Consider the following 20124-nt stretch of genomic DNA (forward strand, 5'->3'; position numbering starts at 1 on the left):
TCCAAAGTGTTGAACGTTTTGGCCAGCATAGCGTTTGCGAGGCGGGACAATCGCCCGAATATTTGCTACCTTAAAGTCAATCAGACTTAATTTTGGCGAGGATGTGATCGAATGGACTTTCCGGGGCTTGATAGATTCGACCAGGCGATTCTGGCTGTTCTTGCCGAAGACGGACGGATATCCATCGCAGACCTTGCGCGTCGAATTGGTTTGTCAAAGTCTCCGACGCAGGCGCGGCTCAAGCGGCTGGAAGCCGAAGGGATCATTACAGGATACCGTGCAATGGTCGATCCGATCCGGCTCCGACTGGATCATGTCGCTTTTGTCGAAGTTCGCCTTTCCGATACGCGTGAGTCCGCGCTGGGCGCGTTCAATGCAGCCGTTTCCCGGATCGCGGAAATCGAACAAGTCCACATGATCGCTGGCAATTTCGACTATCTGATGAAAGTTAGAACGCGCTCGATGGCGGATTACCGCGCTGTTCTGGCAGAGAAAATTTCGACACTTCCGCATGTGGCATCAACAAAAACCTTTGTCGCCATGCAGGCTGTCAAGGAAACCGGGGCGCTGGGTCCGCTCGAAAACGTGAATTGACCCGTGCAGCAAAGGTGTCAGCATAAATGGTATGACGCCACGAATTCCGACTCTGATATTTGCGACAGCGCTGGCAGTGTCTGTGACCTGCGCAGCGACAGCCGAGACCTGCCCACCGGCACCAGACCATACCGAAGGACTGGATCTGTTGATCGCTGAAGTTAAGCAAGCCGACACGGAATTGGAAGCGCGCCGGATCGCCAACAAGATGTGGGAATTCTGGGCCGATGCGCCGAACGAACAAGCGCAAGAAATTCTGAAACGCGGCATGACCAAGCGGGCGGCGTGGGATCTGCTGGGAGCGCTGGAGGATTTCGATGCTCTGGTTGGCTACTGTCCGAATTATGCCGAAGGCTACAATCAAAGGGCGTTCGTGAATTTTCTGCGTGAAGATTTTGCCACGGCGCTGGTAGATCTGGACCGTGCTCTCGAGCTGTCTCCAAACCATATTGCCGCCATGAGCGGCCGGGCGCTGTCCCTTTTGGCGCTGGACCGGATCGATGAGGCGCGGACAACTCTGGACGATGCCCTACAGCTCAATCCATGGCTGCCAGAGCGACATCTTGCGGCACCCGGTGGTGTTCTGAACATCCCGGGACAGGAACTTTGACCGCAGGCGGCTCTTCCCGATGAACGCGGTCGCAATACGGCCCTACTTCTTCCAATAATGGCATGTTAACACTTTCGGGAAACTCAATGCAGGAGGCCCTATGGCACTGACAGTCAAGGACATGATGGAGGCTGCCAATGCGGTGGTCGAACGGATAGACGGCGCCCAAGCGCAGGAGCTGGTGGCAAACGGCGCCCTGCTGTTGGATATCCGCGATGCGCCAGAATTGGAGAAAGCGGGCCGGGCGGCCGCATCTCATCATATCCCGCGGGGGATGCTTGAATTCCGAGCTGACGCAAACACGCCGTTTCACGACCCCGAGCTGCAATCGGATCGAACGATCGTGCTGCATTGCGCCTCCGGCGGGCGCGCGGCGCTGGCGGGTAAGCTGCTCAAGGACATGGGCTATCAGACGGTCTACAACATGGGCGGTCTAGATGAATGGCGTAAGGCCGGCGGGGACATGATCGAGCCAGTTGACCCGGGGATGTAAGAACCTGCCAGCTTTGATCGAGGTCAATGCCGGACATTTTCAAATGTGGATTTGTCTGTGGTGCGACGCTGACGTCAGCGACGAACCCCGACGGGAGCAGAACATGCTGCGGCTTGCATCCATGATTTATTCTCTGATCTCGACCACTCTGGCCGGGACAGCCGTCGTTGTCGCTCTGGTCGCGGGTCTCTCGAGTCTGTCTTCGCTGCTGGCGGCTGCCGCGGCAGGGTTTGTCGTGGCGGCTCCGGTGTCATGGCTGCTTGCTCGCAAGCTCTATGACGATCGCTCCGTCTGACGGCTGCGCTTAGGCATTCAGGAAGGCCCGTACCGAAGCTTCGAACTCGCGCGGTCGTTCTGCGTGCAGCCAATGGCCTGCTCGCGGGATTTTGGCAAAGCGTGCGCGAGGGAACAAGCTGCGGATGCGGTCGCGATGCTCGGGGAGCACGTAATCCGACAGCGACCCCGACAGAAACAGGGCAGAGCCGTCCCATTGCCCATCTACGTCCGGAAAGCCGATGATCTTGGGCATCTCGGCTCGCAGTACGTCAAGGTTCAGTCGCCAGCGCTTGTTCGGCAGGTCGAGCGATTGGGTAAAGAAACTCTGAAGGGACTTGTCCACCCCTTTGGCCGCAAGTTGCGCTTCGGCATCTGAACGGCGCACCACATGGTCCAGATCGACTGAATTCATGGCTTCGATAAACTGGGTCTGATCGTGGCTATAGGCAACGGGCGCTATATCGGCCACTACGAGCTTGTTGATCATTTCCCCGTGTCGCAGCGCCAGCAGGATCGATGCCTTGCCGCCCATGGAATGACCAACGACGTCCGCGTTTCCGCCATGAGCGTTGATTACCTCGGCAAGATCATCGGCCATTGACGGGTAGTCATGCACCGGGTTCCACGGGCTTTGGCCGTGGTTTCGCATGTCGACAGCGATCACCTGGCCCCGATCCGACAGGCGCTTGGCGATGACGCCCCAATTCCGTCCCGATCCATAGAGGCCGTGAACAATGAGGAGTGGCGGCGCAGCGCCCGGGCTGCCATGGATGATCGTGTTCAGCATGGGCTGTGATACCCTTTGCGAACTCGGGCGACCAGCCCCTTCCTGCCGTGTTGTGGGCAATTGCCGGACACGGTAGGGTGCCAAGGTAAAAAGTGAAGGCTGACCATGGCTCAGGCTGACATCATCCAATCTGATATCGCGCAAGTTTCCGGACTTTTGCGCGAGAAACTGGGTAGCAACGGGGTAACCCTTGCCGCGGCGCTGAAGAAGGCCCGTCACCGCCTGCCGCGCAGAATTTACCGGCAGGGACAGAAGCTGGCTAAGGCCGAAGCTGTAGCGGGGCATCCGAAGCTGCGACTGACAGTTGATACGCCGGGCCTGCACAAGGCTGCCCGTGAAGTGAGCGCACATCTTGAGACCATTGATCTCGCCGACAGGCGCAAGGGGTGGTGGCTGGGAATGCTCGGTGGCATGGCTTTCAACATTCTCGCCTTCATAGCGGTATTGCTGATCGTGCTGCGCTGGCGCGGCTTTATCTGATATGACCGGCCTCAGGCGGCACAAAAAACGGCCCCGAAAACGGGGCCGCTAATCTGCAGGATGCGGGTTTGTTACAGATTGGGGTAGAGCGGGAAGCGCGCGCAAAGCTCACCCACTTCGGCCCTCACCTTCTCTTCAACCGTCGCGTTACCCTCTTCACCGTTGGCTGCCAGCCCATCGACGACCTCAATGATCCAATCAGCGATCTGGCGGAATTCGGATTCGCCAAAGCCCCGGGTGGTGCCGGCAGGCGATCCAAGCCGGATCCCCGAAGTGATGGTCGGCTTTTCCGGGTCAAAGGGCACGCCATTCTTGTTGCAGGTGATATGCGCGCGGCCCAGCGCCGCTTCGGTAGCATTGCCCTTGACGCCTTTGGGGCGCAGGTCGACAAGAACTACATGCGTGTCGGTTCCGTGGGTCACAGTGTCGAGGCCGCCTTTGATAAGCTGTTCGGATAGGGCCTGTGCGTTGGAAACAACCTGCTTGATGTAGGTTTTGAACTCGGGACGAAGCGCCTCACCGAAGGCCACAGCCTTCGCTGCGATCACGTGCATGAGCGGGCCACCCTGAATGCCGGGGAAGATGGCCGAGTTGACCTTTTTGGCGATGGATTCGTCATTGGTCAGGATCATGCCACCGCGCGGCCCGCGCAGTGTCTTATGTGTCGTGGTGGTCGCGACATGGGCGTGGGGGAACGGCGACGGGTGTTCGCCTGCGGCAACCAGACCGGCAAAATGCGCCATGTCGACCAGCAAATAGGCGCCGACCTTGTCGGCGATCTCACGCATCCGGGCGAAATCGATCTGCCGGGGAATGGCCGAACCGCCCGCAATGATCAGCTTGGGGTTATGCTCAGTGGCGAGTGCTTCGACCTGATCATAGTCCAACTGGTTATCTTGCTGGCGAACACCGTACTGAACGGCATTGAACCATTTGCCCGACTGGTTCGGCTTGGCTCCGTGCGTCAGGTGGCCACCGGCATCGAGGCTCATCCCCAAAATGGTGTCACCGGGTTTGATCAGCGACTGAAACACGCCCTGGTTCGCCTGGCTTCCGGAATGCGGCTGCACGTTGGCGTAGTCGCAGCCGAACAAGGTCTTGGCCCGTTCGATGGCGAGGCTCTCCGCAATATCCACGAACTCGCAACCGCCATAATACCGGCGGCCCGGATATCCTTCGGCGTATTTGTTGGTCATCACCGATCCCTGTGCTTCCATCACGGCAGCAGATACGATGTTTTCCGAGGCGATCAGCTCGATTTCGTCGCGCTGACGTCCGAGCTCCGATCTGATGGCGCCAAAGATATCGGCGTCGCGAGAGGAAAGAGATTCAGTGAAGAAACCGTCGTCACGTGGGGGCATGTTCATGGGAGCTCCGCAGAAAGAGGAATTGGCTTGGCGCGTTCCTATTTGAAACAGACGTTGGGAAAAAGGCTTTAAAGCGACGAAATGGCCTTCTGCGGCGTCAAGTCTGGCCTATGTCGCCAAGGTGTGCTTCTTTCGGAACCGAATGTTCAATACCGGAAACCCAAGTTCATGAGCCAGAAAATCGCGTTTCTAGCTAGCGATGCACCGGTCGCGCAAACTGCGCGTGCTGCACTGATCGGGCGGTATGGGGATGTCCCGCCGGAACAGGCAGAGGTTATCGTGGCCCTGGGCGGTGATGGCTACATGCTGCGTACCCTACATGCCATGCAGAACCTTCCGGCCCCGGTCTACGGCATGAACAGGGGAACCATCGGGTTTCTGATGAACGAATACAGCGAGACCGACCTGCTTGACCGCCTGGCTGCTGCCGAAGAAGAAGTCATCAACCCGCTTGCCATGACAGCGATGGATCGATCGGGGCGAATGCACAAGGCGCTGGCCATCAACGAGGTGTCGCTGCTGCGGGCCGGTCCACAGGCCGCCAAGCTGAAGATCACCGTGGATGGCCGGCTTCGACTGGCAGAGCTGGTCTGCGACGGGGCGCTGCTGTCCACCCCGGCCGGGTCAACGGCGTACAACTATTCGGCGCATGGTCCAATTCTTCCGATTGGTTCGGATGTTCTTGCTCTGACAGCTATTGCCGCGTTCCGTCCCCGGCGCTGGCGCGGTGCATTGCTGCCCAAAACGGCGCGTGTGCGGTTTGACGTTGTTGATCCCGATAAGCGGCCAGTCATGGCGGATGCGGATTCCATATCGATCACGGACATTGATTGGGTCGAAATCCGTTCGGATCCAGAAATCGAGCACAGAATTCTGTTCGATCCCGGTCACGGATTGGAGGAACGTTTGATTTCAGAGCAGTTTACCTGAGCTGTCAGGACCTCCGGCCCGGCGGATCACCAATCGGCTCGTGTTGGGGTGCAGCAAATTCGAAGTATTTGCCGAGATGGCATCTCATCGGATTAAGCGTGTGTTTTCCTTTGTGTGAACTAATTCACAGCATCCCTTGAAAGGGTCGTGCACACTGATCTTGCTGGTGTTAGCAGCTAGAGTTCTCATGATTTCTTCCGAGGTGTTAACTTAACGATTTGCTTTTTGTGCAACGGCGGATGCAGGGAGTGGCCTGTATCCGCCGCTTTTTTGTTGCGCTCAGCCCATGCGATCCCAGAGTGGAAGACACATCGTGCCAACACGATCTTCAATGGCTTGCATTGCATCGACAATCAGATCCTCGCGCCACCGCGGCCCAACCAATTGCACCGAAACCGGTTGAGGGCCGTTCGGAAGATCGGCAAGCCGGGTCGGGATGCAGCCCGCAGGCTGGCCGATGAAATTCATGGAATAGGAATAAACAGCCGAGCCCAGAGCCTCGTGTATGCCGTTCGACCCTTCGGTATCGCGGTCGGGGCCAAAGAAGGGGCGCGGCAGGAAGGGTGTTAGCACCAATGGGTATTTGGACAGAAACAGGGACCATTCCCGCGCGTAGTGGCTGCGCTTGGCCATCATCTCCAGTAGGTCCTTCTCGAGAAATGGCGGGAATTCGCGGAAATAGCCATCGAACACCGCGCGGATTGTGTCTGATCCATAAGCCTCGATGTCCTGTTTCATCAAGGTCCAGACTTCACCCATCAGCGCCCGGTAACCGGCGCGCCCGCATTCATACACGTTCGGTGGTTCGACTTCGTGCAGGTCGTAACCGGCATCCGTCAGGGCGTCCCTTGCCGCGTCCAGCGCAGCATCGACCTCGGGGTGGAGGTCATATTCAAAGGTGTTTTTAGTGAATGCAACCTTGACCGGTCCATTCGGATGATCGCCTCGCCACGGTAGCGGCACGTGAAACGGATCGCGCGGGTCCGGGGCGATCATGGTCGGCATTGCAAGATGCAGATCGGCGGCCGTTCGGGTGATCAGGCCCTGAACCGACATGGCCTGCGCAAGCATCCCGCGCTCTGCTTTCTGGCTGGGGTTCCACGCGGGAACACGGCCAAGACCGGGCTTGACCGTGACCGCGCCATTGGCGGCCGCCGGGAAGCGGAGCGAACCTCCGATGTCGTTGCCGTGTGCCAGTGCCCCGATTCCAGCCATCACGGCCGACCCGGCGCCACCCGAAGACCCGCCGGGAGAAATGTGGCGCCCCCACGGATTGAAAGTTCTTCCGTGAAGGGGGTTGTCGGTATCGGCTCTAAAGGAAAATTCAGGTGTGTTCGTCCGCCCGATGACGACTGCTCCGGCGCTCTGCAGATTGGCCACAAGGGGTGCATCATCGGGGGCTATCAAGTCCTTTAGTGCCGGAACACCGTTCGAAGTGGCATGACCTTTCTGATCCACGTTGATCTTTATCGTTACGGGAACACCGTGCAGCGGGCCGGTGCTTTCGCCATCATCGCGGGCCCGATCCAGGGCGTCGGCCCGGGCCAGAGCCTCGGCCCCCAGATCTTCGACCACCGCATTCAGTTCAGGATTGACCGAATTCATTCGGTCGAGCGCAGATGAAACAGCATCTCTCGCGGTGATCTCACCGGATTTGGTACGGGTGGTCAGATCGGTGGCGCTCAGCCGCCATAGGTCGCTTGATGACATGAAAAATCTCCCTGCGTGTAGATTAGGCGGATCGGGTCCACACGCAAGGTTCATTCGGATACGCCGTGGCGATGCCGGGTGTTCTGATGTTTGCCAATGGCCGCGCACAGGTTCCGGAGCTATGTGGCGCTGTGCCTCCCCTTTAGGCAGGAGCCAAACAAGGGGAGGCCAATGGGTGTTGTCCTATGCTGCGTAACCGATGGTTTTCAATGCTTCGGTGATCTCGTCAAGGATCGCCGGGTCGTCGATGGTGGCGGGCATCTTGAACGACTTGCCGTCGGCAATTGAAACCATGGTGCCGCGCAGGATCTTGCCGGATCGGGTCTTGGGCAGTCGATCTACGACAACAGCCAGCTTGAAAGCCGCAACGGGACCAATTTTCTCGCGCACCAGCTTGACCACTTCGGTGACGATATCGGAGTGTTCGCGGCTTGTGCCGGCATTCAGGCACAAAAATCCGACGGGCATCTGCCCTTTGAGCTGGTCCGTGACGCCAATCACAGCGCATTCGGCTACATCAGGGTGCGCGGCAAGCACTTCTTCCATTGCGCCGGTGGACAGGCGGTGGCCGGCAACGTTGATCACGTCATCGGTGCGCGCCATGATGTAGACATACCCGTCCTCGTCCATCATTCCCGCATCGCCGGTCTCGTAGTATCCGGGAAAGGTATTGAGGTAGGACTTCTGATATCGCTCTTCGGCGTTCCATAGGTTTGGCAGGGTGCCGGGCGGCAGCGGCAGTTTAATCGCGATCGCACCCAGCGTTCCGGGCGCAACAGGGTGCCCGGCGTCATCAAGAATGGTGACATCGTAACCCGGCATCGGCACGGTCGGCGAGCCCAGCTTGGTCGGCAGCTCTTCGATGCCCAGCGGGTTGGACGCGATTGCCCAGCCTGTTTCTGTTTGCCACCAGTGGTCGACCACAGGCACCTTTAGCTGATCCTGGGCCCAGACAATGGTATCCGGGTCGGCGCGTTCGCCGGCAAGGTAGACCTGCTTGAGACAATTCAGATTATATTTCTTGACAAGCTCGCCTGTCGGGTCTTCGCGTTTGACGGCACGAAAGGCGGTCGGGGCGGTGAAGAAACTCTTGACATTGTGTTCCGAGATCACGCGCCAGAACGTGCCCGCATCCGGTGTGCCCACAGGCTTGCCTTCGAACACGATGGTGGTGTTGCCGTGGATCAGTGGCGCGTAGCAGATGTAGGAATGCCCCACGACCCAGCCCACGTCCGAGGCGGCCCAGAACACGTCACCGGGGTCCACATTGTAGAGGTTCTTCATTGTCCAGTTCAGCGCCACAAGCTGACCGGCCGTGTGGCGGATGACGCCCTTGGGGGCCCCGGTGGTGCCAGAAGTGTACAGGATGTAAGCAGGGTGGTTGCCTTCGACCGGGACACATTCCGCAGGTTCGACGCCATACTGGAACCCGTGCCAGTTGAAGTCCCGGCCTTCGATCAGTTCGGCGACCTCTTGTTCGCGTTGGAAGATCACGCAGAATTCCGGCTTGTGAGTGGCCTGGTCAATGGCACCGTCCAGCAACGGCTTGTAGTGCACCACGCGACCTGGCTCTAACCCGCAAGACGCGGCAATGATCGCCTTGGGTTTCGCATCGTCGATACGCACGGCCAGTTCATTGGCGGCGAACCCGCCGAAAACGACCGAGTGGATGGCTCCGAGACGGGCGCAGGCCAGCATGGCTTCGAGCGCTTCGGGGATCATCGGCATGTAGATGATCACCCGGTCGCCTTTGTCGATGCCCTTGGCGCGCAGCGCACCGGCCAGGTTTGCAACTCGGTTGCGCAGTTCGACATAGGAGATCTCGCGCTTGGTATGGGTGATCGGGCTGTCGTAGATGATAGCGGTCTGTTCGCCACGTCCTTGTTCGACATGCCGGTCAACTGCGTTGTAGCAGGTGTTGACGCGGGCATCCGAAAACCACTCGTAAAGGGGGGCCGCCTCGTCAAACAGCGCCTTGCTGGGCGGCTGGACCCAGTCGATCGCTTTGGCCGCTCCCATCCAGAAGCCCTCGGGATCGTTTTTCCAACCTTCGTAGACGTCTTTGTAAGACATGCCATCCTCCTCCGAATAGGTTGAAACAGGTGTTAGGATGCGGGTCAGGCATCGGGCAAGCCCGCAGCGCAATCCAGCGTCAGATTATCGCAAAAAATTTGCAGAATCGACGAAATCGGCTCTGCAAAATTTGCAAACCGCCAACTTCGGAATAATTCTCGGCGAAACTGACTGATTTCTGCAAATCTGCAAACTCAACGGGTGCAAATTCGGCAAGCGGCTTGCGCCGGAGATTCGGATTGTCCGGCGCAGTTGTGCATGGACATTCGATCAACCGTAATGGGCGACCGGGGTTCCGGCAATCGCGGCCATGTTCAGAAGCCCGCGAGCGGTGATCGACGGCGAAACGATGTGCGCCCTGTTGCCCATTCCCATCAAGATGGGGCCAACCTCGAGCCCTCCGGCGCGCATTTTCAGGATGTTGCGCACTGCGCTTGCGGCATCGGCGTGAGCAAAAACGAGCACATTGGCCTCGCCCTGCAGTCTGGAGCTAGGGAAAATCCGGTCGCGCAGAGCCGGGTCCAACGCAGTATCCACCGGCATTTCGCCTTCATAGACGAAATCCCGTGGTGCACTATCCAGTATGGCAAGCGCGGCGCGCAGGCGTTTCCCGGCGCCTTCTTTCTGATTGCCGAACTGCGACTGAGAGCACAGAGCGATACGCGGTTCCAGTCCGAAGCGGCGCACATGCCGGGCTGCACCAATGGCAATGCGCGCAATCTCCTCAGGCGTCGGGAGTTGATGCACATGCGTGTCGGCGATGAACAGCGGCCCATCTTCCAGGATCATCAGCGACAAGCCGCCATGTGGGCTGAGTGTCGATGAGCCCAACACCTGAGTTACATAGTTTAGATGCCACCGATACTCTCCGAAAGTGCCGCAAATCAGGCTGTCGGCCTCGTTGCGATGCACCATGATCGCACCAATGGCTGTGGTGTTGGTTCGCATGATTGCCTTGGCCAGATCCGGCGTGACCCCGCGCCTTTGCATGATGTCGTAGTAACTGTTCCAGTAATCATAATAGCGTGGATCGTTTTCCGGGTTCACGAGCTGAAAATCCCGCCCCGGGCGGATTCCCAGTCCCATGCGCTCGCATCGGCTTTCGATAACCTCGGGACGTCCAATCAGAATTGGGGTTTCCGTGGTTTCTTCGAGAATTGCCTGCGCGGCCCGCAGTACGCGTTCCTCTTCGCCTTCGGCAAACACGATACGGCGGGATGCGGCTCGGGCAGCCTCGAACACCGGACGCATAAGGAGGGCTGATTTGAATACTGTCTGGTTCAGCTTTTCTTTATAGGCCTCCAGATCCGCAATTGGAGTTTTGGCGACCCCGCTCTCCATGGCGGCCTGTGCGACCGAAGATGAAACGACGCCGACAAGGCGCGGATCAAAAGGTTTCGGGATCAGGTAGTCGGCACCGAAGGTCATCTGCTCGCCCTGATATGCGGCGGCGGCCTCGGCGCTGGTGGTGGCGCGGGCCAGCTCGGCAATACCGTCAACACAAGCGATCTGCATTGCGTCGTTGATCTCTGTCGCACCGGCATCCAGCGCGCCCCGGAAGATAAACGGAAAACACAGCACGTTGTTAACCTGGTTCGGGAAATCGCTGCGCCCGGTGGCGATGATGGCATCCGGTGCCACCTTGCGGGCCTCGTCTGGCAGGATTTCCGGAACCGGATTCGCCAAGGCGAAAATAATCGGGCGGCTGGCCATCTTTGCGGCCATCTCTGGCTTCAGAACATTGGGGCCGGAAAGTCCGAGAAACAGGTCCGCACCCTCGATCACTTCGCCCAGCGTGCGCAGGTCGGTCTTTTGGGCATAGGCTGCTTTCTGCGGGTTCATATCCTCGGTCCGACCTTCGTAAACAAGCCCGTGAACATCGCACAGCCAGACGTTTTCCCGTTTGACGCCGAGCTTCAGAAGCATGTTGAGGCAGGCGATCCCGGCCGCGCCGCCTCCGGTCGAAACGATCTTGATGTCCTCAAAAGATTTTCCGGCCACGTGTAGCGCGTTCTTGGCTGCTGCTCCGACCACGATGGCGGTACCGTGCTGGTCGTCGTGAAAGACCGGGATGTTCATGCGTTCCCGGCAGAGCTTCTCGACGATGAAACAATCGGGTGCCTTGATGTCCTCGAGGTTGATGGCTCCGAATGTCGGTTCCAGCGCACAAACGATGTCAGCCAGCTTCTCCGGGTCGGGTTCGTTCAACTCGATGTCAAAACAGTCGATGTTGGCGAATTTCTTGAACAGAACGGCTTTGCCTTCCATCACCGGCTTTGAGGCGAGTGCTCCGATATTACCCAATCCCAACACCGCAGAACCGTTTGTCACCACGGCCACAAGGTTGCCGCGTGCCGTGTAGCGTTCGGCATTTGCCGCGTCTTCCTTGATCTCGATGCACGCTTCGGCCACGCCGGGCGAATAGGCTCGGGCGAGATCACGGCCATTCGCCATCGGTTTGGTCGCTTTGACCTCGAGCTTTCCGGGTTTCGGATGCTCATGGTAATGCAGGGCAGCTTGGCGGAGGTTCTGGTTTTCGGACATGTGGGCAACTCCGGGAAATTTGGTTTAGCGTTAAACTATTCTTGAGCGCAGGGGAATGCGTCTTTTGGGTCGGCATTTCGGCCATTGCTGTGGCTTGCAAACCAGTGTGAGCACGGCCAGTGTTTCGTCCGCAACCCGGAGGACAATCGTGAGCGACTCAATAGCAGAAATGCGCCTGCCTACACAGGAATTGCGCGATGACATTCCCTTTTACACGAATACATTGGGGATGCGGATGGACATGATCTATCCGGCAGATGATCCCAGAGTGGCGGTCTTTTCGGGGCACGGACTGCGCCTGCGCGTCGAAAGGGGGGCCGCTGAATCCCCCGGCACTATTCGAATCCTGACTGATGCTCCGGATGATTTTGCAAATGGAGAACGCGTTCTGATTGCCCCAAACGGCACCCGCGTCGAGATCGAGGAGCGCAATCCACCGCTGGATTTGCCGGTAACAGAGCATGCCTTTGTCGTTCGAAGGCTCAAGGATCAGGCGCCGTGGGTGATCGGGCGCGCGGGCATGCAGTACCGGGATCTGGTGCCGTCGCGGTTGGGCGGATCGATCATAGCCTCGCACATAAGGATACCTGACGGCGGGCCGGTTCCGGACATGGTGCATTTCCACAAAGTCGGGTTTCAGTTGATTTTCTGCATCAACGGCTGGGTCGATGTGCTCTATGAGGATCAGGGCGACCGGTTGCGCCTGACCCCGGGCGATTGTTTCATCCAGCCTCCTGAAATTCGCCATCGTGTTCTCGAAGCCAGTGACGATCTGCAGGTCATTGAGATCGGTGTTCCCGCCGAACATGTCACGGAAATCGACCACGATATGGAACTGCCTACACCGCATCTTCGGCCCGATCGGGAGTGGGATGGCCAGAAGTTCGTGCACAATCTTGCCAAGTGCGCGGATTGGCAGCCGTTCCGCGTGCCAGGCTTTGCCTGCCGGGATACGACAATCGCCGAGAACACCTCGGGTGTTGCTGGTGTTCAGGTTGTTCGCCGGGGCAATGGCGCACCACAGTGGGCGGCCCATGATGCCGATATTCATTTCACATTTGTCATGAACGGCCGTGTCAGGCTTGAGGGCGAGGGGCAGCTGCCGCGTGACTTGGAGCAGGGCGATGCTTTTGTCGTTCCGCCGGGAATGCGCACACGGCTGAGCAATCCGTCAGATGAGGTGGAGCTTCTGGAGGTCGCATTGCCCGGATACTTCAAAACCAGCTTGGGATGAGATCCGATTCGATGGAACCGGGCCGTAGGGCGCAAGCGGTGCTGTCCGGAACCGGTCAGGTACCGTTTCAACAAGGGGAGGCAATTCGTCTAGAAATGATACCGGCATTCGGTCGCCATAGTGATCTACATCTCCCACCCGGAGGTCGGATAGGGTATTGAGTTCTGACCAGATGATCAAAAAAGGGAATCGCCATGAGCCTCAAGAATGTCGCCCTCGAAGTTCGCGAGAACGCGCATGCACCCTATTCCCGGTTCAAGGTCGGTGCCGCAGTGAGGGCTGCCTCGGGAACCGTCTACGCGGGTTGCAACGTGGAAAACATCGCTTCGCCCGAAGGAACCTGCGCCGAGGCAGGGGCGATTGCGGCAATGGTGGCGGCCGGTGAGACCCGCCTCACCGAAGTCTACGTGGTCGCGGCCGGGCCGCAACCGGTCACACCCTGTGGCGGTTGCAGGCAAAAGCTGGCGGAGTTTGGCGCAGGCGATGTTCGGGTGACCATGGCCACGACGGATGGGGCAGAGACAGCGATGACCATCAACGAACTTCTGCCCGGTGCCTTTGGTGCCGGCCACATGACGGGCAACTGAGGCAATGGATGCCCGCGCGATCATCGCCAGGCTGCGCCGGGGCGAAACGCCCGCGGTTGACGAGCTGAGCTGGTTTGCCGAAGGGTTGGCCGACAACAGTGTCAGCGACGCGCAGGCGGGTGCGTTTGCTATGGCTGTCTGTATGAGAGGGTTGAATTCCGTCGGGCGGGCAGCGTTGACGCTGGCAATGCGCGACAGCGGCGATGTCCTGAGCTGGGATCTTGATGGCCCTGTGATCGACAAGCACTCAACCGGCGGGGTCGGTGATTGCGTTTCGTTGGTGCTTGCCCCGGCTCTGGCCGAATGCGGGGCCTTTGTGCCGATGATTTCGGGTCGCGGGCTGGGACATACCGGCGGTACGCTGGACAAGATGGAGGCAATCCCCGGTGTCACCACGCAGGTTGGGCCCAAGCGGCTGGCGCATGTCGTTTCTGAGGTTGGCGCCGCAATTGTCGGCGCAACCGCCCGCATTGCACCGGCTGACAAGCGGCTTTACGCCATCCGGGATGTGACAGCGACGGTAGAAAGCCTGGACCTGATCACGGCTTCGATCTTGTCCAAGAAGCTGGCCGCAGCCCCTGATGCGCTTGTGCTCGATGTCAAACTGGGCAGCGGCGCGTTCATGAAGACGCAGGAAGAGGCCCGCGCGCTGGCCTGTGCCTTGGTCGAAACGGCCAACGCGGCGGGATGCCGAACGTCCGCCCTAATCACAGATATGAGCCAGCCGCTGGCCCCGTCTCTCGGGAACGCGTTGGAAGTGGCAGAGGTGATGCGCGTGCTTACCCAAGGCCGGGAAAACCCCCTTGCTGTTCTTGCGGCAGAACTCGGAGGCGTCTTGCTGGCGGATGCAGGGTTGTCCGACACGGCAGAGGAGGGCTCGGCGCGTTTGGCGGACGTCATCCGGGATGGGCGTGCGGCGGAGAGGTTTGGCCGGATGTTGGTGGCGGTTGGCGGACCGCTCCACTTCGTAGAGAGCTGGCCCCGGTTCTTGCCTGAGGCGAATGTCATCCAGGAAGTGGTCGCGCGGGAAGACGGCTATGTCGTTGCCATGGACGGTGAGGCTCTTGGGCTGGCGGTTGTCGAGCTTGGCGGCGGGCGGCAGGTCGAAAGCGATGTGGTGGACCCGTCGGTCGGTATGTCGGGTGTGGTCCGTCTGGGTGACAAGGTAGACAAGGGCGCTCCGCTTGCGGTGATACATGCGGCCCGGGAGGATGCCGCCCGCCGCGCCGATCTTGCGATTCGGTCGGCAATAACTCTCGGACCCGAGCCGATTCCGGCACCCAATCTTGTGCATGAAAGGATCTCAGCTTGAGCCGGGCATTTCTTGTGGTCATGGATTCTGTGGGAATCGGCGGAGCGCCAGACGCCGCAGAATTCTTCAACGGTGCTGTGCCGGACACCGGTTCCAACACCGTCGGGCATATCGCCCAGGCCTGTGCCGACGGCAAGGCCGAGATCGGCAGGTCCGGGCCACTCCATGTGCCGACACTTGCAGGGCTGGGGCTGGGCCGGGCAGTGCATTTGGCCTCGGGGCAGGCAGCGCCGGGTCTGAGTGCTGAACCGACCGGCCTTTGGGGGTGTGCGCGGGAAACCAGCCGGGGCAAGGACACGCCATCGGGCCACTGGGAACTGGCAGGACTACCGGTGCCTTGGGATTGGCATTACTTCCCTGACACTGTTCCGGCTTTCCCGGATGACCTCACCCGCGCCGTGACCGAAGCGTGTGGATCGGATGGGATTCTTGGCAATTGCCACGCATCGGGGACAGAGATCATTGATCGCTGCGGCGCCGATCACGTCCGAACCGGCCGGCCCATCTGTTACACATCCGTCGACAGCGTTCTGCAGATTGCCGCACATGAAGAAAGCTTTGGCCTTGAACGCCTGCTGGACCTTTGCCAGGCCATTGCCCCGCGCGTTCACGAGATGAAGGTGGGTCGGGTCATTGCGCGTCCGTTTGTCGGTTCTGAGCAGGATGGTTTCACGCGCACTCCGAACCGCAGGGACTTTGCCATAACCCCGCCCGGACCGGTCCTGACCAACTGGGTGCAGGACGCCAGACGCCGTGTTTATGCCGTCGGTAAGATCGGCGACATCTTTTCCATGCAGGGGATCGACTGGGCTGTGAAGGGGCCGGATTCAAGGCTGATGGAACACCTGTCTGACCTCATTGACACTGCCGAAGACGGAAGCCTGACATTCGCAAATTTCGTGGAGTTCGACACCAATTTCGGCCACCGCCGCGATGTATCGGGCTATGCATGCGCATTGGAAAGGTTCGACGAACAGATAGGTGCACTGCTGCCAAGGCTCCGAGAGGGCGACATGCTTCTGCTGACGGCGGATCACGGCAACGATCCCACTTGGGTTGGCACCGACCACACCCGCGAACAGGTGCCGGTACTGATCGCCGGGAAGGGGCAGGGCGAACTGGGTCAGGTCGGTTTTGTCGATGTGGCAGCCGCAGTTGCCCAGCATCTGGGCGTTCCGTCGCAGGGGCCGGGAAGGAGCTTCCTGTGACGAGCAATGAGGACATGCCGGACCGGAACGTGGCGGATCTGCCAAAGGTAGAGCTGCATCTGCATCACGAAGGCGCAGCGCCGCCCGGGTTTATTCGGCAACTGGCCCATGAAAAGAAAGTGGATCTGAGCGGCATTTTCAGACCCGATGGATCTTATGATTTCAGAGATTTCGCGCATTTCCTGAGCGTCTATGAAGCCGCGTGTGAGGTGCTGACGGGCCCAGAGGAGTTTCGCCGTCTGACCCTTGCGGTTCTCGAAGAAAGCGCTGCCAATGATGTGGTCTACTCGGAGACATTTCTGAGCCCGGATTTCTGCGGGGGCGGCGATGTCGCTGCATGGCGGGACTATCTGGCGGCGATTCAGGATGCGGCGGATGAGGCCGAGGCAAAATTCGGCATAACCTTGCGCGGGGTGGTGACCTGTGTTCGCCATTTCGGACCCGAGAAAGCCAAGGCTGCCGCCTTATGTGCTGCGGAAACTTCCGGAGATTGGATTACCGGTTTTGGAATGGGTGGAAACGAAACCGTCGGAATGCAAGGCGACTTTGCATGGTCTTTCGATTGCGCCCGCGAGGCCGGGTTGCGGCTAACCACACATGCGGGCGAGTTCGGTGGGCCCGAAAGCGTCCGTGATGCAATACGCAAGCTAGGCGTTGAGCGTATCGGACACGGAGTTCGGGCGGTCGAAGATCCGGATCTGGTTCATGAGCTGGCCGACCGAGGCATCACGCTCGAGGTATGTCCCGGCTCGAACGTAGTGCTTGGCCTGTATCCCGATTTCTCATCTCATCCGATTGCGCGCTTGCGGGATGCTGGCGTCCGGGTAACGGTTTCCACCGATGACCCGCCCTTTTTTCACACCACCATGCGGCGTGAATATGAGATGCTGAACCGGGCCTTCGACTGGGGGGCAGAAGATTTTGCCGCGCTGAATGCGATAGCGCTCGACGCGGCGTTTTGTGACGAAGACACCCGTGAGCGGGTCAAGACAAGGCTGGAGAAACCATGAGCGAACATCTGACAATCGTTGATCACCCACTGGTGCAACACAAGTTGACCCTGATGCGGGACAAGGGAACATCCACAGCTTCCTTCCGCCAGCTCCTGCATGAGATCACGTTGCTGCTCGCCTACGAGATCACCCGCGAAATGCCGTTGACCACGCGCCATATTGAAACTCCGATGGAGGAAATGGACGCCCCGATCCTTGCCGGGAAGAAACTGGCGTTGGTGTCGATCCTGCGTGCGGGCAATGGAATGCTGGACGGGGTTCTCGAACTCATCCCTTCGGCGCGGGTCGGATTTGTCGGTTTGTATCGGGATGAAGAAACCCTTGAGCCGGTTCAATACTATTTCAAGGTGCCCGAGGGATTGCAGGACAGGCTGGTCATTGCGGTCGATCCCATGCTCGCCACTGGGAACAGCTCGGCGGCTGCGATCGATCTGCTGAAAGAGGCCGGTGCGACGGATATCCGGTTCCTCTGCCTGTTGGCTGCTCCCGAAGGTGTCGCCCGCATGAAAGAGGCCCATCCCGACGTGCCGATCGTGACGGCTTCGCTCGACCGAGAGTTGAACTCAAAAGGCTATATCCTGCCCGGATTGGGTGACGCGGGCGACAGAATGTTCGGCACGAAATAAGGCCGGCCCCTGAACAAGCCGACTTTACTCATGGTGGAATATGCTGCATCCTTGCCTCCACATCTTGTGGGGGCTGCCATGAACGTTACAAGAGCTATTGTCGGTGCCGTTGTCTTGGGGGCCATTTCTCTGGGCGGCGCCGTTGCGCAGACATCTGGCGCGGTTGCATCCAATCCTCTGACACCGCCCGCCGAGTTTCCGCCCGCCTCATATGCCGGCAAGCAGTATGTTGACAGCCGCGGCTGTGTCTATGTCCGCGCCAGTATTGATGGTGTCGTTGCATGGGCGCCGCGCGTGACGCAACAGCGACAGCAGGTCTGCGGCCAGAAACCGACGCGCGTTTCAGCCTCGGTGGCGACGCAGGTACAAACGTCAACCGCGCAAACGACCGGTGCATCTGTTCGCGTGGCACCTGCTGCAACATCAGGCGGTTCTGCCCGGGCTCCGGCGCGCTACATTGCCTGGAACTATGAGAACGGCCAGCGACAAAAGGTGGGGGTTCTGCTCAACGAGAACACGCGGGTCGTGCCCCGTCACGTCTACGATCAGCAGCGTCTCTCGCAGGACGTGAAAGTTCCGCGGGGCTACCAGAGGGTTTGGGACGACGATCGGCTGAACACACGCAGAGCAGAACGCTCGATGCGCCCACCTGTCTATACCAACCAGGCGAAACTGCCAGCGGGCTATCAACTGGTGGACCGGGAAGACGGCAGGCTGAACACCCGTCGTGGGATCCGCACTGAGCGCGGAGATGAAATGATGGGCGGAATATGGGATGGCGAAATCCCGAGACGGCTCCGGACGGTTCCCACGCAGGGTCGGGTAATCTCTGCACCGGACGTTCCAGCCTATATCGACGCGGCTCAGGCACCGGTTCTGGTGCGAATCTCGACGCGATCAGGGGCTGAGCCCCAAACCCCGTCCGGGCAAGGCCGTTATGTTCGTGTTGGGCGCTTCGTTTCGGACACAGAGGCTCAGGTGGTGGCGCAGGCACTGGTCCAATCGGGAATTCCAGCAAAGCCCGGCAAAGCCAGACGGGGGGAAGACGCATATCCCGTGGTTCTTGTCGGTCCATATGGCTCCAAGCGAGAGGCAAGGGCTGCGCTTAAAAAGGTCCGCCGCGCGGGCTACCCGGATGCGCGCCTCAGCCGATAGGTTTGTATCAACCGGGCAAAATACCGGACGAGCCTGAGAAAGATCGGCACACGCTATCATGAGTTGCCAACTTTCCAGCTGGAAATCTGGAACGCTTCAGCTACCGCAGATGCTTTGTAAAAGGACCCAGTCCCGGTCGGGAAGAACCTGCTCCAGCGTCCGACCCGCCATCGGGTCGGCTTCGATCAGGCCCAGTGTTGTTTCGCCGGTGATGTCCCGCGCATAGGCGTAGGGCGATGACGGGACTGCGGCTTGGGCAAAAACCGCCAATAGCGCCTCATCATCCGGCGTGGGTCGGGGCTCGGCCAAGACACGTTCCGTATAGCGATCGAGTATGCCGGGCGTGAGTTCGCCGGTGGTCAGCAAACGGAACGAGGCCGAGATCCCGGCGTGTTCCAGCAGCTCCGCAAGAGGGTCCTGTGCGTTTGCTCTGGCCCGCTCGGCGATAATGTAGCCGGCAGCAACAGCAGGTTCCTCATGGTCTTCGATCAGGGATATGTGCAACAGCACCGTGCCACCCGGCAGGAGCAGGCTTTCGGCAACGCCTGACGGTAGGATCACGACATTCCGAACGCCGGTTCGACCCGCCAGTTGGTTAAGTACGGGGACACTGTCTTCGGTGGTGCAGGCAGCGCCAGTCACGCGCTCGATCCGATCCAGAATGGCCGCTCCGATGTCCTGCCGTTTGATTTCCGGGACAACGCTGACCGCGTGACGCTGCATCGCGGACGGCAACCACAAAGCAAGTGCTGCCACGACGACCAGAACCATGCCAAGGATACTGACCAAACGCAGCCGGCCCGGGTGCGGCCGCGCGCGATCAATGGCGCTTCGCAGCCGCTCGATCGCCTCGATCATTTCTGATTCGTTTTCAGACAGTTCCAGCGTTTCACCATCGTCGCCATCCGGGTGATAGATGGCCGGGCGCTCGCCGGGGTTCAACCGTTCCACGGCCGCAAGCGACCAGTGGGTCAAGGGACGGTCGTTCATGTCAGTGACAGTGAGAGTGGCGTCGCCCATCGAGACGATCACTTCGCGCCGCTGCTCTTCGGGAGTGGCGCGCCACAGCCCGGTCGCTTCGATCCGCTCGTATTGAGTCAGCGCCGTCATTATCTGCTGGTTCTG

Annotated in this window: 19 protein-coding genes; 13 read left to right on the forward strand and 6 right to left on the reverse strand. The window is 59.5% G+C overall.

Going from position 1 to position 20124, the window contains the following annotated elements; all coding sequences use genetic code 11:
• Window positions 1–111: 111 nt before the first annotated feature.
• The 4 genes from ACP15U_RS13215 to ACP15U_RS13230 all read left to right on the forward strand — a co-directional run bounded on the left by ACP15U_RS13215 (window position 112) and on the right by ACP15U_RS13230 (window position 1992).
• On the forward strand, window positions 112–594 hold the full coding sequence (locus tag ACP15U_RS13215) for an Lrp/AsnC family transcriptional regulator (protein ID WP_425045616.1): 483 nt from the start codon (window positions 112–114) through the stop codon (window positions 592–594).
• Window positions 595–625: 31 nt separating this feature from the next.
• Complete coding sequence (locus ACP15U_RS13220) at window positions 626–1204, forward strand: tetratricopeptide repeat protein (RefSeq protein ID WP_425045617.1); 579 nt, start codon at window positions 626–628, stop codon at window positions 1202–1204.
• 100 nt (window positions 1205–1304) lie between these two features.
• On the forward strand, window positions 1305–1697 hold the full coding sequence (locus tag ACP15U_RS13225) for a rhodanese-like domain-containing protein (RefSeq protein WP_425045618.1): 393 nt from the start codon (window positions 1305–1307) through the stop codon (window positions 1695–1697).
• Window positions 1698–1800: 103 nt separating this feature from the next.
• Complete coding sequence (locus ACP15U_RS13230) at window positions 1801–1992, forward strand: hypothetical protein (RefSeq protein WP_425045619.1); 192 nt, start codon at window positions 1801–1803, stop codon at window positions 1990–1992.
• Window positions 1993–2001: 9 nt separating this feature from the next.
• On the opposite strand, the gene ACP15U_RS13235 is transcribed toward ACP15U_RS13230, so the two are convergent.
• Complete coding sequence (locus ACP15U_RS13235) at window positions 2002–2760, reverse strand: alpha/beta fold hydrolase (RefSeq protein ID WP_425045620.1); 759 nt, start codon at window positions 2758–2760, stop codon at window positions 2002–2004.
• Between the two features lie 105 nt (window positions 2761–2865).
• Between ACP15U_RS13235 and ACP15U_RS13240 the strand changes: the two genes are divergently transcribed.
• The gene (locus ACP15U_RS13240) at window positions 2866–3240 is read left to right on the forward strand and encodes a hypothetical protein (protein ID WP_425045621.1); all 375 of its coding nucleotides are present in this window, start codon (window positions 2866–2868) and stop codon (window positions 3238–3240) included.
• Between the two features lie 71 nt (window positions 3241–3311).
• Here ACP15U_RS13240 and glyA read toward each other — a convergent pair whose 3' ends face one another.
• Window positions 3312–4607 (reverse strand): serine hydroxymethyltransferase, encoded by a 1296-nt coding sequence (gene glyA, locus ACP15U_RS13245; protein WP_425045622.1) that lies wholly within the window; start codon window positions 4605–4607, stop codon window positions 3312–3314.
• Window positions 4608–4775: 168 nt separating this feature from the next.
• Between glyA and ACP15U_RS13250 the strand changes: the two genes are divergently transcribed.
• A complete protein-coding gene (locus ACP15U_RS13250) occupies window positions 4776–5537 on the forward strand; it encodes an NAD kinase (protein ID WP_425045623.1) in 762 nt (253 codons plus the stop codon).
• A 279-nt stretch (window positions 5538–5816) separates the two neighbouring features.
• Here the strand turns inward: ACP15U_RS13250 and ACP15U_RS13255 are convergent, their stop codons facing one another.
• From ACP15U_RS13255 to ACP15U_RS13265, 3 genes are all read right to left on the reverse strand, one after another.
• Complete coding sequence (locus ACP15U_RS13255) at window positions 5817–7247, reverse strand: amidase family protein (RefSeq protein WP_425045624.1); 1431 nt, start codon at window positions 7245–7247, stop codon at window positions 5817–5819.
• Window positions 7248–7430: 183 nt separating this feature from the next.
• Window positions 7431–9320 (reverse strand): propionate-CoA ligase PrpE, encoded by a 1890-nt coding sequence (gene prpE / locus ACP15U_RS13260; protein ID WP_425045625.1) that lies wholly within the window; start codon window positions 9318–9320, stop codon window positions 7431–7433.
• 270 nt (window positions 9321–9590) lie between these two features.
• The gene (locus ACP15U_RS13265; RefSeq protein ID WP_425045626.1) at window positions 9591–11864 is read right to left on the reverse strand and encodes an NADP-dependent malic enzyme; all 2274 of its coding nucleotides are present in this window, start codon (window positions 11862–11864) and stop codon (window positions 9591–9593) included.
• Window positions 11865–12012: 148 nt separating this feature from the next.
• Between ACP15U_RS13265 and ACP15U_RS13270 the strand changes: the two genes are divergently transcribed.
• From ACP15U_RS13270 to ACP15U_RS13300, 7 genes are all read left to right on the forward strand, one after another.
• Window positions 12013–13098: a cupin domain-containing protein gene (locus ACP15U_RS13270; RefSeq protein WP_425045627.1), complete on the forward strand. Its 1086-nt coding sequence runs from the start codon at window positions 12013–12015 to the stop codon at window positions 13096–13098.
• Window positions 13099–13292: 194 nt separating this feature from the next.
• Window positions 13293–13685, forward strand: coding sequence for a cytidine deaminase (locus ACP15U_RS13275; protein ID WP_425045628.1), 393 nt, complete (start codon window positions 13293–13295; stop codon window positions 13683–13685).
• 4 nt (window positions 13686–13689) lie between these two features.
• On the forward strand, window positions 13690–14997 hold the full coding sequence (locus ACP15U_RS13280) for a thymidine phosphorylase (RefSeq protein WP_425045629.1): 1308 nt from the start codon (window positions 13690–13692) through the stop codon (window positions 14995–14997).
• Window positions 14994–16205, forward strand: a complete 1212-nt coding sequence (locus ACP15U_RS13285) for a phosphopentomutase (RefSeq protein ID WP_425045630.1) — start codon at window positions 14994–14996, stop codon at window positions 16203–16205. Before ACP15U_RS13280 ends, ACP15U_RS13285 begins: the two co-directional genes overlap by 4 nt.
• A gap of 14 nt (window positions 16206–16219) precedes the next feature.
• Entirely contained in the window at window positions 16220–17215 is a 996-nt protein-coding gene (locus tag ACP15U_RS13290; RefSeq protein WP_425045788.1) for an adenosine deaminase, read from the forward strand.
• Complete coding sequence (gene upp, locus ACP15U_RS13295) at window positions 17212–17844, forward strand: uracil phosphoribosyltransferase (RefSeq protein ID WP_425045631.1); 633 nt, start codon at window positions 17212–17214, stop codon at window positions 17842–17844. Before ACP15U_RS13290 ends, upp begins: the two co-directional genes overlap by 4 nt.
• Before the next feature lie 78 nt (window positions 17845–17922).
• A complete protein-coding gene (locus ACP15U_RS13300; protein WP_425045632.1) occupies window positions 17923–18999 on the forward strand; it encodes an SPOR domain-containing protein in 1077 nt (358 codons plus the stop codon).
• A gap of 96 nt (window positions 19000–19095) precedes the next feature.
• Here ACP15U_RS13300 and ACP15U_RS13305 read toward each other — a convergent pair whose 3' ends face one another.
• Window positions 19096–20109, reverse strand: coding sequence for a hypothetical protein (locus ACP15U_RS13305; RefSeq protein WP_425045633.1), 1014 nt, complete (start codon window positions 20107–20109; stop codon window positions 19096–19098).
• Window positions 20110–20124 lie beyond the last annotated feature (15 nt).

Origin of the sequence: Primorskyibacter sp. S87 (assembly GCF_049801055.1) — a bacterium.
Classification (GTDB): domain Bacteria; phylum Pseudomonadota; class Alphaproteobacteria; order Rhodobacterales; family Rhodobacteraceae; genus JBNAGF01.

Bases quoted from the DNA above. Each gene is read 5' to 3' on its own strand.
- ACP15U_RS13215 (WP_425045616.1), top strand. From the start codon at position 112: ATGGACTTTCCGGGGCTTGATAGATTCGACCAGGCGATTCTGGCTGTT.
- ACP15U_RS13220 (WP_425045617.1), top strand. From the start codon at position 626: ATGACGCCACGAATTCCGACTCTGATATTTGCGACAGCGCTGGCAGTG.
- ACP15U_RS13225 (WP_425045618.1), top strand. From the start codon at position 1,305: ATGGCACTGACAGTCAAGGACATGATGGAGGCTGCCAATGCGGTGGTC.
- ACP15U_RS13230 (WP_425045619.1), top strand. From the start codon at position 1,801: ATGCTGCGGCTTGCATCCATGATTTATTCTCTGATCTCGACCACTCTG.
- ACP15U_RS13235 (WP_425045620.1), bottom strand. From the start codon at position 2,760: ATGCTGAACACGATCATCCATGGCAGCCCGGGCGCTGCGCCGCCACTC.
- ACP15U_RS13240 (WP_425045621.1), top strand. From the start codon at position 2,866: ATGGCTCAGGCTGACATCATCCAATCTGATATCGCGCAAGTTTCCGGA.
- glyA (WP_425045622.1), bottom strand. From the start codon at position 4,607: ATGAACATGCCCCCACGTGACGACGGTTTCTTCACTGAATCTCTTTCC.
- ACP15U_RS13250 (WP_425045623.1), top strand. From the start codon at position 4,776: ATGAGCCAGAAAATCGCGTTTCTAGCTAGCGATGCACCGGTCGCGCAA.
- ACP15U_RS13255 (WP_425045624.1), bottom strand. From the start codon at position 7,247: ATGTCATCAAGCGACCTATGGCGGCTGAGCGCCACCGATCTGACCACC.
- prpE (WP_425045625.1), bottom strand. From the start codon at position 9,320: ATGTCTTACAAAGACGTCTACGAAGGTTGGAAAAACGATCCCGAGGGC.
- ACP15U_RS13265 (WP_425045626.1), bottom strand. From the start codon at position 11,864: ATGTCCGAAAACCAGAACCTCCGCCAAGCTGCCCTGCATTACCATGAG.
- ACP15U_RS13275 (WP_425045628.1), top strand. From the start codon at position 13,293: ATGAGCCTCAAGAATGTCGCCCTCGAAGTTCGCGAGAACGCGCATGCA.
- ACP15U_RS13280 (WP_425045629.1), top strand. From the start codon at position 13,690: ATGGATGCCCGCGCGATCATCGCCAGGCTGCGCCGGGGCGAAACGCCC.
- ACP15U_RS13290 (WP_425045788.1), top strand. From the start codon at position 16,220: ATGCCGGACCGGAACGTGGCGGATCTGCCAAAGGTAGAGCTGCATCTG.
- upp (WP_425045631.1), top strand. From the start codon at position 17,212: ATGAGCGAACATCTGACAATCGTTGATCACCCACTGGTGCAACACAAG.
- ACP15U_RS13300 (WP_425045632.1), top strand. From the start codon at position 17,923: ATGAACGTTACAAGAGCTATTGTCGGTGCCGTTGTCTTGGGGGCCATT.
- ACP15U_RS13305 (WP_425045633.1), bottom strand. From the start codon at position 20,109: ATGACGGCGCTGACTCAATACGAGCGGATCGAAGCGACCGGGCTGTGG.